The 15,007-nt window shown below is 62.8% G+C and carries 10 protein-coding genes; 8 read left to right on the top strand and 2 right to left on the bottom strand.

From position 1 onward, the window contains the following. The first annotated feature begins 8 nt into the window (after window positions 1-8). The 6 genes from PSV05_RS04265 to cls all read left to right on the top strand — a co-directional run bounded on the left by PSV05_RS04265 (window position 9) and on the right by cls (window position 5,330). On the top strand, window positions 9-764 hold the full coding sequence (locus PSV05_RS04265) for a glycosyltransferase family 2 protein (protein WP_300061946.1): 756 nt from the start codon (window positions 9-11) through the stop codon (window positions 762-764). Beyond that, window positions 761-1,111, top strand: coding sequence for a lipid-A-disaccharide synthase N-terminal domain-containing protein (locus PSV05_RS04260; protein WP_300061943.1), 351 nt, complete (start codon window positions 761-763; stop codon window positions 1,109-1,111). Before PSV05_RS04265 ends, PSV05_RS04260 begins: the two co-directional genes overlap by 4 nt. 68 nt (window positions 1,112-1,179) lie before the next feature. Further along, on the top strand, window positions 1,180-2,961 hold the full coding sequence (locus PSV05_RS04255) for a DUF885 family protein (RefSeq protein ID WP_345782233.1): 1,782 nt from the start codon (window positions 1,180-1,182) through the stop codon (window positions 2,959-2,961). A gap of 430 nt (window positions 2,962-3,391) precedes the next feature. After that, window positions 3,392-3,628 carry a 50S ribosomal protein L28 gene (gene rpmB, locus PSV05_RS04250; RefSeq protein ID WP_300061940.1) on the top strand — a complete coding sequence of 79 codons (237 nt, stop codon included), beginning with the start codon at window positions 3,392-3,394 and terminating at the stop codon, window positions 3,626-3,628. A gap of 10 nt (window positions 3,629-3,638) precedes the next feature. After that, window positions 3,639-3,803 carry a 50S ribosomal protein L33 gene (rpmG, locus tag PSV05_RS04245; protein ID WP_300061937.1) on the top strand — a complete coding sequence of 55 codons (165 nt, stop codon included), beginning with the start codon at window positions 3,639-3,641 and terminating at the stop codon, window positions 3,801-3,803. Between the two features lie 108 nt (window positions 3,804-3,911). Beyond that, a complete protein-coding gene (cls, locus tag PSV05_RS04240) occupies window positions 3,912-5,330 on the top strand; it encodes a cardiolipin synthase (RefSeq protein ID WP_300061934.1) in 1,419 nt (472 codons plus the stop codon). A gap of 111 nt (window positions 5,331-5,441) precedes the next feature. Here the strand turns inward: cls and PSV05_RS04235 are convergent, their stop codons facing one another. Then, on the bottom strand, window positions 5,442-7,634 hold the full coding sequence (locus PSV05_RS04235) for a pre-peptidase C-terminal domain-containing protein (RefSeq protein WP_300061932.1): 2,193 nt from the start codon (window positions 7,632-7,634) through the stop codon (window positions 5,442-5,444). Window positions 7,635-8,016: 382 nt separating this feature from the next. Between PSV05_RS04235 and PSV05_RS04230 the strand changes: the two genes are divergently transcribed. Then, window positions 8,017-10,890, top strand: a complete 2,874-nt coding sequence (locus tag PSV05_RS04230; protein ID WP_300061930.1) for a winged helix-turn-helix domain-containing protein — start codon at window positions 8,017-8,019, stop codon at window positions 10,888-10,890. A gap of 16 nt (window positions 10,891-10,906) precedes the next feature. Here PSV05_RS04230 and acs read toward each other — a convergent pair whose 3' ends face one another. Beyond that, window positions 10,907-12,853, bottom strand: a complete 1,947-nt coding sequence (gene acs / locus PSV05_RS04225; protein ID WP_300061928.1) for an acetate--CoA ligase — start codon at window positions 12,851-12,853, stop codon at window positions 10,907-10,909. Between the two features lie 166 nt (window positions 12,854-13,019). On the opposite strand from acs, the gene PSV05_RS04220 reads away from it, so the two are divergent. Beyond that, complete coding sequence (locus PSV05_RS04220; RefSeq protein ID WP_300061925.1) at window positions 13,020-14,945, top strand: S8 family serine peptidase; 1,926 nt, start codon at window positions 13,020-13,022, stop codon at window positions 14,943-14,945. The last annotated feature ends 62 nt before the right edge of the window (window positions 14,946-15,007 follow it).

The raw sequence follows: 15,007 nt of genomic DNA, 5'->3' as shown, positions 1-15,007 counted from the left end.
GCGGACGAATGAGTGATATCCCGCAGCTGTCGGTCGTAGTGCCAGTGCACAACGAGGAAGACAACGTCGCGCCGCTGGTGGGCGAAATCGTTGCCGCATTGCGCGGACACGCATTGCTGAAAGGTGAGGCTTTCGAAATCGTCTACGTCGACGACACCTCGCGCGATGCCACCCTGCAACGCCTGCAGGCATTGCAAGCGACGACGCCCGAGTTGCGCGTCATCCGTCATCTGACCAACGCAGGCCAGAGCACCGCGATACGCAACGGGGTCAAGGCCGCGCGCGGCGCGTGGATCGCGACCCTCGACGGCGACGGCCAGAACGATCCGGCCGATATCCCCAAGCTGCTGGCGCAGCGCGATGCGGCAACAGCCGAGGTCAAGCTGTTCGCCGGCTGGCGGGTCAAGCGCCAGGATTCCGGCAGCAAGCGCTGGGCATCGAAGTTGGCCAATGCGATCCGCTCGCGCATGTTGCGCGACGACACTCCCGACACCGGATGCGGGACCAAATTGTTCGAGCGCGAGGCTTTCCTCGACCTGCCCTACTTCGACCACATGCACCGCTACCTGCCGGCGCTGATGCAGCGCGCCGGCTGGAAGACCATCAGCGTGCCGGTCAACCACCGCCATCGCACCGCCGGCGTGTCCAAGTACAACAACCTCAACCGCGCGCTGGTCGGTATCCGCGACCTGCGCGGGATGGCGTGGCTGATCCTGCGCAGTCGGTGCACCGCGGTGGAAGAACTGGAACGATTGAAACCATGATCCTGGCGCCCGCCACCGACGTGATGAATTCGCCGATCGCGTGGCTGGCGTGGACCGGCATCTACATGAGTCCGTGGAAGCTGATCGGGCTGGTCGGCGCGCTGATGTTCGGCGGCCGCTGGCTACTGCAGTTCATCGCCAGCAAACGCCATGGCAAGCCAGTGATTCCGCGTGCGTTCTGGTACATGAGTATTGTCGGCAGCCTGATGACGCTGAGCTATTTCGTGTTCGGCAAGAACGACTCGGTCGGCATACTGCAAAACCTGTTCCCCAGCTTCACCGCCTGCTACAGCCTGTACCTGGACATCAAGCATCGCGGCTGGCACCGCGACCGCGCCGGGCACTGACTGCGCACGCACTGACAGCTGCGACGCCGATGCTACGATCCGGCGACTTCGCTCCCGGATCCAAGTCCATGAAATCCCTGCTGCTTGCGCTCGCCATGTTGCTGCCGACGGTTTCGGTGGCGACGACTGTCGCCACGGCGGACCAACCGGAACCGGCAGTCGTCGAAAACGCCACCGACCAGGCCTTCAAGGCAATCTACGAAGCCGAATGGCAATGGCGCATCGCGCAGGCACCATCGTGGGACGAGGACAGCGACAATAGCGGGCGGCCACCTTCGGATCACCTGGCGGACGTCAGCCCGGAGGCGCAGGCCAAGCGCCTGGTGTATCTGGATGACGTGCTGAAAAAGCTCGACGGCATCAATGCTTTGAGCCTGTCGCCGACCAACCAGGTCAACTTCGCGGTGTATCACCCGCAGATCGAACACATGGCCGCGGAGATTCGCTTCCACGACTATGAAATGCCATTCAACTCCGACAGTTCGTTCTGGTCGGACCTGGGCTTCATGGCGCGCTCGCCGATGCGTGATGCCGCCGCGTATCGCGCCTATGCCGCGCGCCTGCGCGATGTGCCGCGTTACTTCGGCCAGCAGATCGTCAACATGCGTGCCGGGTTGGCACGCGGATTCAGCGTGCCGCGCGCGGTGCTGGATGGAAGGGACGTGTCGATTGCCGGCGTCGCCCAGCTCAAGGATCCGGAAGCGTCCAGTTTCTTCGATCCCTACCGGAAAATGCCGACCAGCATTCCGGTCGCCGAACAGACTGCGCTTCGCGCCGAAGGCCGCGCTGCAATTGCCGATGCGCTGATGCCCGCGTTCGCCAACCTGCTGACCTTCTTCCGCAACGAGTACGTGCCGCATGCGCGCACCACGCTGGCCGCTGAGGCAATGCCGAATGGACCGGTCTGGTACCGCGAACAGATCCGCAAATACACCACGCTGGACCTGTCGCCGGATGAGATCCACGCGATTGGCCTGACCGAAGTCGCCTCGATCCGCGCCGACATGGACGCGATCATCAAGCAGGTCGGCTTCAAGGGCAGCTTTGGCGAATTCCTCACCTTCCTGCGCATCGATCCGCAGTTCTACGCCAAGACACCGCAGGAATTGCTGGATCGCGCCGCATGGATTTCCAAGCGGGTCGATGGCGAGGTCGGCAAGTTGATCGGCACCCTGCCGCGCGGGCGCTTCACGATTGTCGAAGTGCCGCCGGACATCGCGCCGTTCTGGACTGCGGGCCGCGGCGGCGCCGATACCTATTGGCTCAATACCTTTGATCTGCCCTCACGCCCGCTGTACAACCTGCCAGCGCTGACCCTGCACGAGTCTTCACCCGGCCATTCGCTGCAGGGTTCACTGGTCCGCGAACAGGGCGAAGTGCCTGATTTCCGCAAGGAGTACATCAGCGCCTATGGCGAGGGCTGGGGCCTGTATTCGGAATGGCTGGGCAAGGAAATGGGGATCTACCAGACCCCGTACGAGGAATTCGGCCGGCTGACCTATGCGATGTGGCGTGCGTGCCGGCTGGTCATCGACACCGGCATGCATCACAAGGGCTGGAGCCGGGCGCAAGCGATCACCTACCTGCGCGACAACACCGCGCTGTCCGAGCATGAAGTCGTAACCGAGGTCGACCGCTACATCTCCTGGCCGGCGCAGGCACTGAGCTACAAACTGGGCGAGCTGACGATTGTCCGGCTGCGGCATGAGGCCGAGGCCGCATTGGGACCGAAGTTCGACGTGCGCGCCTTCCACGATGCGGTGCTGGCGCAGGGCTCGGTGCCGCTGCCGGTGCTGGAGACCCAGATCCGGGCGTATATCGCCAAAGCCAGGGCTGAAGTCGTGCCCTGAGCTCCTAAAATGGGGTCAGAGTGGAGTTTCCTGACCAAGGATGTCGCTAAAACCTATTAGCGCCGGCAGGAAATCCACTCTGACCCCATTTCCCGGTGGCGGGATTGGCGGGTATTTGCGCAGCGGCATTTCGAGCCGCGTAGCGAATACTCGCAAGTCTCGCTACCCGCGAGAGCCCATGGCCGCCCAAGTGCTTGCCTGCAATGGCATTTCCCCGCATAATGCGCGGCTCGCTGCGTCCGGTTGGCCCGATTCCCTGTGGATCGACGCCGTCACCGGGCAGGTCCAGGAAGCGCGATTCCGACCTGTCATTGGCCGCGAGACCCTGATTCCGTATCGCGCATGCGCGCCAACCGGTCACCGGATGGCGATGCATCGAAGCCGACGTCGTGCTGGCTAAGCACGTCATCAATCATCATCGAGGTGCGTAATGTCCCGCGTATGCCAAGTGTCCGGCAAGCGCGTGCAGACTGGTAACAACGTCTCGCACGCCAACAACAGAACCCGTCGTCGTTTCCTGCCCAACCTGCACGAGCGCCGCTTCTGGGTCGCCAGCGAAAATCGCTGGGTCAAGCTGAAGGTTTCCGCGCACGCATTGCGCACCATCGACAAGAACGGAATTGATTCGGTTCTGGCCGAACTCCGCTTCCGCGGCGAAAAGGTCTGAGGAGGACGACATGGCAAGCAAACGCGACAAGATTCGTCTGATTTCCTCGGCCGGTACCGGTCATTTCTACACCACCGACAAGAACAAGAAGAACACGCCAGCCAAGATGGAGGTCAGCAAGTACGACCCCGTCGTGCGCAAGCATGTGATGTACAAGGAAGGCAAGATCAAGTAAGCCTCCTTGTTGTCGGATGGATGAAGAAACCCGCCTCTCGGCGGGTTTCTTTTTTGCAGCACACCTATCCAAACTCGCACGCTTGCGGCGGACATGGTGCAATCGGGCATGGCTTTTGAATTGCAGACCGCCACCTGGATACTGATCGCTGACTGGACGATTCGTATCGCCGCGCTGTTCTGGATCCCGGTACGCAGCCCGCCCGCGGCGGCGCGCAGCTGGCTGTTGCTGGTGGGCTTCGTGCCCCTGCTTGGCCTGCCGCTGTACCTCGCGTTTGGACAACCATGGGTGTCCAAACAGCGACGCGAACGCCAGGCCAATGCCTCGCGCGTGATCGCCGAGCGCCAGCAACCGCTGGTCAAGCTGCGCTGGGTGCCGCATGACGATGCCATCGCCGACGACATCGCACGCCTTGGCGAGCGCATCGGGGATTTCATGCCGATGCCGGGCAATGCGGTGGCTCTGCTGGACGACTATGACGCCTCGCTCAAGTCATTGTTGGACGACATCGCCAGCGCGCGCTCCGAAGTGCACCTGCTGTACTACTTGATGTTCGACGATGCGATCGGCCATGCCGTCGCCGATGCACTACGCGCCGCCGCCGGACGCGGCGTGCATTGCCGGGTGCTGCTCGACGATGTCGGCGCGAAACGCGGCCTGCGTGCGTTCGCCAAGCCATTGCGCGCGGCTGGCGTGGAAGTCCAGGCGATGCTGGCCGGCGGCCTGGCCTGGCGACGCAGTGCGCGGATGGACCTGCGCAACCATCGCAAGCTCGCGGTAATCGACCGCCGCATCGGCTACACCGGCTCGCAGAACCTGGCAGAGGCGACGTTCGTGCCGGGCCATCCCAACCGCGAGGTCGTCATCCGCGTGCAGGGTCCGGTGGTGGCGCAGCTGGGCGCACTGTTCGCCAGCGACTGGTACATCGAAACCGGCATCACGCTGGCGATGCCGGAACATCCCCCGGAGATCGCCGGCGGTACGCCTGCACAATTGCTGCCGAGCGGCCCGGCGTATCCGTTCGCCAACGCGCGCAACATGGTCATTGCACTTGCCCAGCGCGCGCGCAAGCGGCTGGTACTGGCCACGCCCTATTTCGTGCCTGATGACGCCACCCTAGATGCGCTGGAAATCGCCGCGCTGTCCGGGATCGAGGTCCAGCTGATCCTCTCCAAAAGCAATAACCAGCACCTGACTGCGTGGGCGCAGGATTCCTATATCGACACCCTGCTTGCCGCCGGCGTGCGCATCGCGCTGTACCGTCCGCATTTCCTGCACGCAAAGCACTTGACTGTGGATGACGAGATCGCCCTGGTCGGTTCGATCAACCTCGACATCCGCTCCTTCGCACTCAATGCAGAACTAGGCCTGCTCTGCTACGACCACGAAGTTGTGGCGCAGCTGCGCAGGATCGAAGCGGACTACCTGGCCGATGCCGACATCATCGATATCGATCAGTGGCGCAAGCGGCCCGCGTGGGAACGCAGCCTGGCCGGCATCGCGCGGCTGGCGGACTCGTTCCTGTAGTGGAACGGCGCAAGGCCCGACCTGCCATTCCTCCAGGGCTTGGCTGAAGAGCTAAAAAAGAACCCCGGCACGAGGCCGGGGTCCGAAGTTGTATTACTTTTCAGCGGTAAGTCAGGGCGAAGTTGCCCCCGTCAAGGTAACGCCAGAGAACGACTGGTAGGCGCGGACGTTCATGTAGTACGTGCCAGCGCTCGTCACGGTGCAGCTCTCGCTGTTGCCGGACTTGTACGGACGGCAGTCGTAGCTGCTTGTCGTAGGGGCACTGCCCTTTTTCACATACAGGTCCGCATCACCGGTGCCGCCGGAGATGCTGATGACGCCGGTCTGGCCCGAGGCCACGGTCAGGGTATACGTCGCGGACGTATTGCCCCTGGACACTGTCGGCAGCAACACACTGCTGCTCCCGCCGCCGCCGCCGCCGCCCGCCGTGTAGTCACCGATCAGGCTTGCGCCCGTGAAGCTGGAATACGCCTTCAAGCGAACGTAGTAGGTACCCGTGGATGGAGATGCGAATGAGCAGCTTTCCGAATTTCCGGACTTGTACGGACGGCAATCGTAGGAAGTGTCGGTCGGTGTGCTGCCGAACTTGACGTACATGTCGGCATCGCCGGTACCACCGGACATGGTGAAGCTCAGAGCGGTGGCACCGGATGGCACCACCATGGTGTAGACCACATCGTTGCCGGTGCTCTGGCTGATGCCGCTCACCGCCGTGCCCTTGGTCAACGCACCACCGGTGCCACCGCCACCGCCACCGCCACAACTGCTGGTGCTGACACCGACGCTGGTGAATGCAGCTGCCACAGCCGATGTACTCAGTCCAAGGTCCGTAGCCGCCGTGATCACGCCGCAGGCACCGCTGGCGTAGGTGCTGCTCGAGGTCCAGTACTCGGCGTTGGCACGCGCCATGACCTTGAACGCCGTCGGGACACCCCAGCCGGAGGTCTTGGCCAATTTACAAAACATCTTGTTGTACACGCCCGAGGAGTAGTGCGGATCCATGCCGCTGGTGTAGTTGGAGGCATTGTCGATCGAACTGCCGTCCTGGGTCGGATTGCACATGTAGCGCAGCGCGCCATTGCCCTTGAAAATTTCCTGGCCAACCAGGTAGTCGTTGCTACCCTTCAGGTAGTACTCGGTCGCCTCGCCACCCATGTCCGAGAACGCCTCATTCATGCCACCGGACTGGCCGGAATAGGTCAGGTTGGAATGCTGCTCGGTGAAGCCGTGCGAGACCTCATGACCGGCCACGTCGGAGCTGACCAGCGGGTAGAACGTGTTCTTGCCGTCGCCGAAGCTCATGTTGGAGCCGTTCCAGAATGCGTTCTCGTACTGCGAGCTGTAGTGCACACGCATGATCAGCTGGAACGACAACGCGTTGTAGCCGGTGTAGGCCGGGTACATGTCGGTGATCACGCCGCCGAAATAGAACGCATCATTGATCGGCGAATAGCCGCCATTGATGGTCTTGTAGGTGTTGCGCGGGCAGGTGTATGTAAATGCGGTCGTGCTGCTGCCGGTTGAACCATTGAGGTTCACGGCACGCACATTGCTGTTGTTCATGGTGCAGGTGTTGCCGCTCTGCCCCACGTTCATGTAACCGAAGTCCGTGCCGAATTCGTACTGACCCGTCTTCTGGTTACCACCGGGACCGGTGCCATTGGCGGTCGTCAGCGCTTCCCACTGCTTCAGCACGCGACCGTTCTGGGCATCGACCAGCACGGTTGGGCGGGTCGGGCTACCACCAGCAACCGCATCGGCAAAGAAGGACACCGCATAGGCTAGGTGGCCACGGCCGGCATCGTCGATGAAGATCACCAGGTTGGAGGACTCGTTTTCGGTGAGCATGCCCGACAGGCGCTTGCCAAGACCGGCACGCTTGCCGGCAAGCAGGCCCTGGGCTTTGCTCAGGCTCGGCTTGACCGAAGTGATGTCCTGCTCCAGGCCACTGGCCATGTTGCCGAACAGCTTGCGCACGTTGCCGGCGGCGTCCTCGCTGACCACGATGCCTTCACCGAACACCGGGATACCTCGGAAAGTCTGGTCATAGCGATAATTACGCACGCCATGGCTTGCATGGTTGCGCTTCATCAGCAGACGCGAGTTTGCGTCCGTGCCGATGAACTGTTCATGGCGGGTATGCCTCATCGCGGCAATCCCATGGGTGGCGGCCACGGACTGATACTGCTGCTTGAGATGGGAAAGGTTCGTGCCATGCAGGTCGACGCGGTTTGCGGCGGCGGCGCCGCCGGCAAAGGCCACGCTCGCCAGGGCAAGTGCGGTGATTCGTATTGATCGATTCACGTGTTTCCTCCAACTGATTGGGTTGTGCCGCGGGGGCGGCGTGGGTCGTGCATTCACAGTGAAATCCAGCGCTTGGCGGCAGTCCCTGCCTCGTCCGTCTGAGCCTCCCCGGTTGCCGCGCCCTTCAGGAAAGAGATCGCGGCGCTCGTGGCCGATCGGCGGAAGCGCACTCCACGTGTAGGTGACAACTTGGCGACAGGGCTTCATGGCGGCATCAATTCCTCATCAATTGCGCATCAATTGGTGCTTTCAGGCCCTCAGACAGCACCGACACGGCACCACACGCAGGCGTACTGCATGCCGGTGACGGCTTACTGAATGCGGGTCGGTGGCGTTTCCCGGTTAGGATGCGGCGTCGGGTCGTACCCATGCACGAGCCCCAATGACGGAATCCAGATACCCGCCCTGGCCGGCGGCAACACAACGCCTGCGCATCGCCGAGCTGCAGATCGACCTGCGGTATCGGTTGCTTTTGGGTGACGGTGAGCCGCAAGTCGAGTTGCCGCAGCGGGTGTTCGACCTGCTGGTGCTGTTCCTGGCCGAACCTCATGTGTTGCATTCGCGTGCCGAACTGTTCGAACGCGTGTGGCAGGACGTCGTGGTCGAAGACGCCAACCTTTCGCAGACCGTCTGGTTGTTGCGCAAGGCGCTGGGACCGGATCGCAAGTCCTGGGTGCGCACCGTGGCCAAGGGCGGTTTTGTGTTCGAACCGCCGTCCGCGCCCGAGGTCCTTGATGAGACGGCCACGGTGCCAACCGAAGACCTACCCGCAACCGAAACGATAGCGACGACGTCATGCCCTCCGGCCACGGATAGTCTCGGCCAGATACCGGCCACTGCTGTTCGCCGACGACCTGTGCGCTGGTTGGCAGGCGCTTTGCTTGTCCTCGTCGTGGCCCTGGGAGTCGGTTCCTGGCTGCGCACGCACCAAACAGCCAGTCCGGAAACAGCACCTGTCAGGAAAGCGATTGCGGTGGCACTGGTCGATGTCAGGGATCCGGCCGCAGGCGGTGACGCACGCTGGCCGGGGCGGTTGCTGCACGCCTGGCTGGAATGGAAGCTGATGTCGTTGCCCGAGGTTGTGCTGCTGTCCGAGGCCGACCTGTCCAGCAAATTGATCGACGCATCTCCCGACATCGTGCTGATCAGTTCGGGCCAGTTGCCCGGACATCCGGACCAGGCCTATGTCCGTGCCCGCATCAGCGGCGGCGCCGACCAGTTGCAACTGTCCGGCCCACAAGCGCAGGTCCCGCAGATGGTCGACCAGCTCTCGGTGCAGCTCGTGCAGCGGCTGCTACCCGGACGCGCAGCCACGCAATGGCCGGAGTTGGCGCTGGATCCACAGGCCGCGCGCCGGTTCGTCGACGCATACGACGCACATCAGCGCCGCGACTGGGTCGCGTCCGTGCAGGCAGGCAAGGAGGTCGTGGCCCGCGCACCCGGTTTCGGCCTGGCCAGGCTGCAGATGGCGCAGGCGCTTTCCAAGCTCGGGCAGGCCGCACCCGCGCAGGCGCAGGTATCGATGGCGCGCAAGAACCTGAATCCGCTGCCGCCCGAGACCTCAGCCGTGCTTGCGGCATGGCAACTGGGACTGGACCCGCAACGGCCTGCCGATGCTGCCCGGGCCTATGCCCGGCTTGCGCAAAGGTATCCGCACAAGACCGAATTCGCGTTGCAGCAGGCCAACTTCCTCGCCAGGAGCGGCGAGCTTGAACAGGCACGCACCATCCTCACGCGCCCGGACTGGGAACAGCAGCCGATTGCAATGCGGATAGACCAGTTGCTGGCACTGGCGGATGTCGATGGCAACCTGGGCAATCGGCAGCGCGCACGCAATAGTGCGCAAGACGCCTACAACCTGGCCGAGGCTGCCGGCGACGGTTGGTCGCTGGAACGTGGCAACGCGCTGCTGGTGCTGGCGCAGATCGACGCGATGCAGCATCAGGACAAGGCCGACTTCACGCTTTATGAGCGCGCCGCCGAGGCCTTTGCATCCGGCGGCGACGAGTTCGATGCACTGCTCGCACGCGTACTCGGGGAGACGGCCCACCCCACCACTAATTCACGCGCCCACATGGACCAGCTGCTGGCAGAGGCCCGGGCGGGCGGGTATCGCAACCTTGAAATCGGACTGCTATTACGCGTTGGCATGCAGCAATTCGCTGCCGGCCACCATGCTGCCTATCGCGAACGGCTGCAGCAGGCGCTTGCGATCGCCATCGATTCGGGCAATACACTCAAGCAGGAAATCGTCGATCTGCACCTGCTCAACGACGACCTGCTGCGCGCGGATCTTGCAGGTGCCGCCCGCCGGATCACTCGCCTGCACAACTCGCACCTGCAGGGTACGAGCCTGGCCATGGTCGACCAGTACGAGGCCAGCGTCGACCAGATCCGTGGACGTTACGCGCATGCACTGGCAGTGATCGATCGCAGCCAGCGCGCCGCCGTCGAACGCGGGAGGCCCTTGCCTCCGTATGCACTCGCGGAGTTCGACTGCCAACGCGGCGAACTGTTGTTGCAGCAAGGCCGACTCGCGCAGGCGCGCGCCGCCTGGACCCAATGCGCTGACGCACAACAGGCCGACAACCAATGGCAGATGATTGTCGGACGTGCCAACAGCGATCTGGTTGCCGGTGACCGCGCCTCCGCGTTAAAGCCGTTGCAGGTATCCCTTGCACAGTTACGGCAGACGCCCGATGGCCCTGACCGCTGGATCATGTCGATCAACTTGGCGCCGCTGCTGGCGCGTGCCGGCGACCTGCACGCCGCCGCCAGTCTGTACCCGCCTGTCGTGCAAGGCGCCAATGCCGCCGGATACGATCTGCTGCTTGCGCTGGCCAAGACCGGCATGGCCGAAGTGGCGGCTGCGCGCGGACAGTGGGCAGCGAGCACCACGTTCGCCGCCGACGCACGCAAGCTGATACCGGCGGACGCCTGGATCCCGGACTATCGGTTGCGCGAAGTCGAAATGGTCGATGCGATGGCCCGTGGCGATCGCGTGGAAGCCAGCAATGTTCTCGAGCAACTGGATGCCATGGCACACCGGCTTGGCGACGTCCAGGTGCAAATGGAAGCCCACAGCCTGATGTCCGCAAATGCCGTCTTTGGCGACTGCACCCCCGCCGCCCGCTCGGCACTGGCCGCGCGCACCGGCTTGCGTGGCGCGAACCTGGCCTGGCTGACCGCATCGCTGCCGATCATGGCGAAGGCGCCACTCATGGCCGCCTCCGATCCCGCAACGCGCGATCTGTAAACCGGGTTTTGAGAGATCAGGCCTCGCGCCGTTCGCGTACCAGCAACTCGACCACCGAAGGATCCGCCAGCGTGCTGGTGTCGCCCAACTGATCCGGTGCGTTCTCGGCGATCTTGCGCAGGATGCGGCGCATGATCTTGCCGCTGCGCGTCTTCGGAAGTCCCGGCGCCCACTGGATGTGGTCGGGTGTCGCGGTCGGGCCAATCTCGTGCCGCACCTGCTGCACCAGCGCCTTGCGCAGGTCCTCGGTCGCTTCCACGCCTTGTTTCAAAGTGACGTAGGCATAGATGCCCTGGCCCTTGATGTCGTGCGGGAACCCAACCACCGCCGCTTCGGCCACATCCAGGTGGGAGACCAGCGCGCTTTCCACTTCAGCAGTGCCGATCCGATGGCCGCTTACGTTGATCACGTCGTCCACGCGGCCGGTGATCCAGTAATAACCATCGGTATCGCGTCGGCAACCGTCGCCAGTGAAATAGCTACCGGGGTATGTCTTGAAATAGGTGTCGATGAAACGTTGATGGTCGCCGTACATGCTGCGCATCTGCCCGGGCCATGAGTCGAGCAACACCAGGTTGCCTTCAGCTTCGCCTTCCAGGTGCTTGCCTTCGGCATCGACGATGGCCGGTTGCACGCCGAAGAATGGCAGCGTGGCCGAGCCGGGTTTGGTGTCAATCGCGCCCGGCAACGGTGAAATCAGGATGCCGCCAGTTTCGGTTTGCCACCAGGTATCAACGATCGGGCAACGACTGTCACCGACGATTTCGTGATACCAGCGCCAGGCTTCCGGATTGATCGGTTCGCCCACGCTGCCCAGCACGCGCAGTGATGCTCGCGATGTCGCTTTGACTGGCCCGTCGCCTTCTCGCATCAGTGAGCGGATCGCGGTCGGCGCCGTGTAGAACAGGCTGACCTGGTGCTTGTCGATCACCTGCCAGAAGCGCGAGGCATCCGGATAATTCGGCACACCTTCGAAAATGACTTCGGTCGTACCATTGGCCAGCGGGCCATACACGATGTAACTGTGGCCGGTGACCCAGCCGACATCGGCGGTGCACCAGAACACATCGTCGTCGCGCAGGTCGAACACGGCCTCATGGGTGTAGGCCGCCCACAGTAAATAGCCTCCGGTGGTGTGCAGTACGCCCTTCGGCTTGCCGGTGCTGCCCGACGTGTAAAGGATGAACAGCGGATCCTCCGCGTTCATGCGTTCGGGTTCGCACGTGGCCGGCTGTGCATCGACCACCGCGTCATACCAGCGGTCACGCGGCATCTGCATGTCCACCGCGGCGCCGGTATGGCGCACCACCAGCACCGTTTCCACGGAATTGGTGCCGGGCATCGCCAGCGCGGCATCGACATTGACCTTCAATGGCACATGCTTGCCGCCGCGCAGGCCTTCATCGGCGGTGATGATGAGCTTGCTGGTGCAATCGGCGATGCGGTCGGCGATCGAGTGCGGCGCGAATCCACCGAACACCACCATGTGCACCGCGCCGATCCGCGCGCAGGCCAGCATCGCCACCACCGCTTCGGGAATCATCGGCAGATAGATGGTGACGCGGTCGCCCTTGGCCACGCCGAGGTTGCGCAATGCGTTGGCCAGTTTGCAGACCCGCGCGTGCAACTCGCGATAGCTGATGCGCTGAACCTTTCCATCCGGTGAATCCGGCTCGAAGATCAATGCGATCTTGTCGCCACGCGTGTCCAGATGCCGGTCCAGGCAATTGACGCTCGCGTTCAGCTGCCCATCGGCAAACCAGCGGATGCGGAAATCGTGCGCGTCGAAGCTGACATCCTTGATTTGCGTCGGCACCCGCATCCAGTCCAGGCGCTTGGCGGCATCAGCCCAGAACGCTGCAGGATCTTGCAGCGAATGCGCATGCATCCGCTGGTAATCGTCTCGACAGATGCGTGCATTGGCGGCGAAATCCGCAGGTACCGGATACAACTCGGCGGTCATGGCGATGCGCTCCTTCGACGATGACCCGAGTGTAGACCCCTGACTTCCTGGAGATATTCCGTGCACTGAAAGTGCCCAAAGTCCGGCATGTCTGGTTGGCGCCGTGGATTGCGTTGACTCAGTGAACCGATGCGCTCTAGAACCCGCGTCTTCGATGGAGATTTCCATGCGTCATCTAGTTTTCAAGACCAGCCTCGCTATCTTGCTGCTTCAGCTGCCGTACCCGCACGCTGCGCAAGCAGCGCAGCGCACCGTGGTTCACAGCCAAGCCGAGCTGCCCCAGCACAGCTACAGGCTCAGCACACCGACCGCTTCCGAACTGCTGGACGGCGGCCCGGCGCTAGACGCCCTCGCCGCACAGCTGCGTACGGATACCGAGGCCACGCTGCGCGACTACGACATTCCCGACAAACGCACCTTGCGCTTGCTCTACTCCAAGTTGAGTTCGCTGGCCCTGCTGCGCGGCGATGTGCCCGCAGTGAGTCACTACAGCCAGAAAATCAGGGCGTTGTCGGACAATCCCGCGTCGCGCGTTCTCGTCGGTATCGAGGCGGAAGCCGCTGCGGCAACTTTGGCTGCCGGCACCGATACGACACGCGCGCACGAGCTTTATCGTGAACACTTGAGCAAGGCAATCCACGAACTCCCTTGGGACGTGGTGGGCGAAGAGTTGCTTCGACGCAAAGCGGGTCACCTGATGCCTGGCGCGAAGGTACAAACCATCGGCATGGTGCAATCCACCCTGGATCCACTTGTGGCGCGCGGCGAGCCAATCAGCCAGGACATGCTCGCGAGTTTGCTGAGTGCACGCTTGTCCGTATCGCTGCTTGCGCAGTTCAAACCGGACAATGTCTCGGTCTATCGCGCTTACATCCAGGCACATGAAAAGAGCAAGCCCGATATCTGGCCAGCAAGGATGCAGGCGCTGGAACCACCAGACACGCTGACGCCAGTCGTCGTGGCCGTGTGGGACGAAGGCGTGGACACCGCGCTATTCCCCGAACGCCTTTGGAGCAATCCTGGCGAACTTCTAGATGGCCGGGACGATGACGGCAACGGTTACATCGATGATATTCATGGCATTGGCTTCGATGAGAACGGCGCACCCGCCACCGAGCCGCTGGTGCCATTCGACCAGCACTACCCTGGCCGAGAGGACGAGTTGCGCGCGATCACCGTCGGCCAGGGAGATGCCGGAGCCGATCGCGATACTCCCGCCGCGGACGCGTTCCGCAAACGCATGGACGCCCTGTTGATCGAAGAGGTGGCGCCACTACGCGAAGCGGCGAACTTCTACTCGTTTTTCTCACACGGCACCAGGGTTGCAGCGATCGTGATGCAAGGCAATCCGGCTGCACGAATGATGGTGATTCGCGATGAATCAGCTTGGTACCGTACCCCGCCACCTGCGTATACGCCGCAGGTCGCCCGCCTCGAAGCGATTCGGGTGGGACGTATTGTCACTTACCTGAAGGCGCACGGAGCACGCGTCGTCAACATGAGTTTTGGCGCCTCGCTCGAGGAGATCGAAGCTACATTGGCGGCTAACGGCGTCGGTGAAACATCCGAGAAGCGCAAGGCCCTCGCGCTGGAGGCATTCAGCATCTATGCCGATGCATTCCGCACCGCAATGGCCAGCGCGCCGGGCATCCTGTTCTTGCCAGCCGCAGGCAACAGCAACAGCGATATTCGCTTCGCCCTCGACGCCCCGTCGGATATCGACTTGCCGAACGTGCTGACAGTCGGTGCAGTCGACCAGGCAGGGGATGCGTGGAAATCTTCAAGTCATGGGGAACGGGTACGTATCTATGCGCCTGGCGTTGAGGTTGAAAGCACGCTGCCCGGCGGCAGCCGTGATCGGGTTTCCGGAACTTCGATCGCTGCTCCTGCGGTCACCAACCTGGCCGCAAAACTCCTCGCGATCAATCCATCGCTGACACCGGAACAGCTGGTAGCACTGATTCTGGAAGGTGCATCGACATCTGACGAGGGCAAGTACCGCTTGCTCAATCCGAGGCACTCGATCGCATTACTCAGGGCACGCGGGGCCACCGTACCGCAGGCCAACCGGCAAACCTCTACTGCACGGTAAGCGAGAAAACTTCACTGGGCACTCGGGCGGATGTGCGGCGGGAAGCGCAGCGCCCTGACTTC

The organism is Thermomonas sp. (assembly GCF_029945965.1).
Taxonomy (GTDB): domain Bacteria; phylum Pseudomonadota; class Gammaproteobacteria; order Xanthomonadales; family Xanthomonadaceae; genus Thermomonas.
Note: the sequence above shows the minus strand (reverse complement) of the source record. Positions and strands in the feature narration are given on the sequence as shown.

What these genes read in the sequence shown, in the direction of transcription:
- PSV05_RS04220 (WP_300061925.1), top strand. Translation starts at nt 13,020, where the DNA reads ATGCGTCATCTAGTTTTCAAGACCAGCCTCGCTATCTTGCTGCTTCAG.
- acs (WP_300061928.1), bottom strand. Translation starts at nt 12,853, where the DNA reads ATGACCGCCGAGTTGTATCCGGTACCTGCGGATTTCGCCGCCAATGCA.
- cls (WP_300061934.1), top strand. Translation starts at nt 3,912, where the DNA reads ATGGCTTTTGAATTGCAGACCGCCACCTGGATACTGATCGCTGACTGG.
- PSV05_RS04265 (WP_300061946.1), top strand. Translation starts at nt 9, where the DNA reads ATGAGTGATATCCCGCAGCTGTCGGTCGTAGTGCCAGTGCACAACGAG.
- rpmB (WP_300061940.1), top strand. Translation starts at nt 3,392, where the DNA reads ATGTCCCGCGTATGCCAAGTGTCCGGCAAGCGCGTGCAGACTGGTAAC.
- PSV05_RS04230 (WP_300061930.1), top strand. Translation starts at nt 8,017, where the DNA reads ATGACGGAATCCAGATACCCGCCCTGGCCGGCGGCAACACAACGCCTG.
- PSV05_RS04260 (WP_300061943.1), top strand. Translation starts at nt 761, where the DNA reads ATGATCCTGGCGCCCGCCACCGACGTGATGAATTCGCCGATCGCGTGG.
- rpmG (WP_300061937.1), top strand. Translation starts at nt 3,639, where the DNA reads ATGGCAAGCAAACGCGACAAGATTCGTCTGATTTCCTCGGCCGGTACC.
- PSV05_RS04255 (WP_345782233.1), top strand. Translation starts at nt 1,180, where the DNA reads ATGAAATCCCTGCTGCTTGCGCTCGCCATGTTGCTGCCGACGGTTTCG.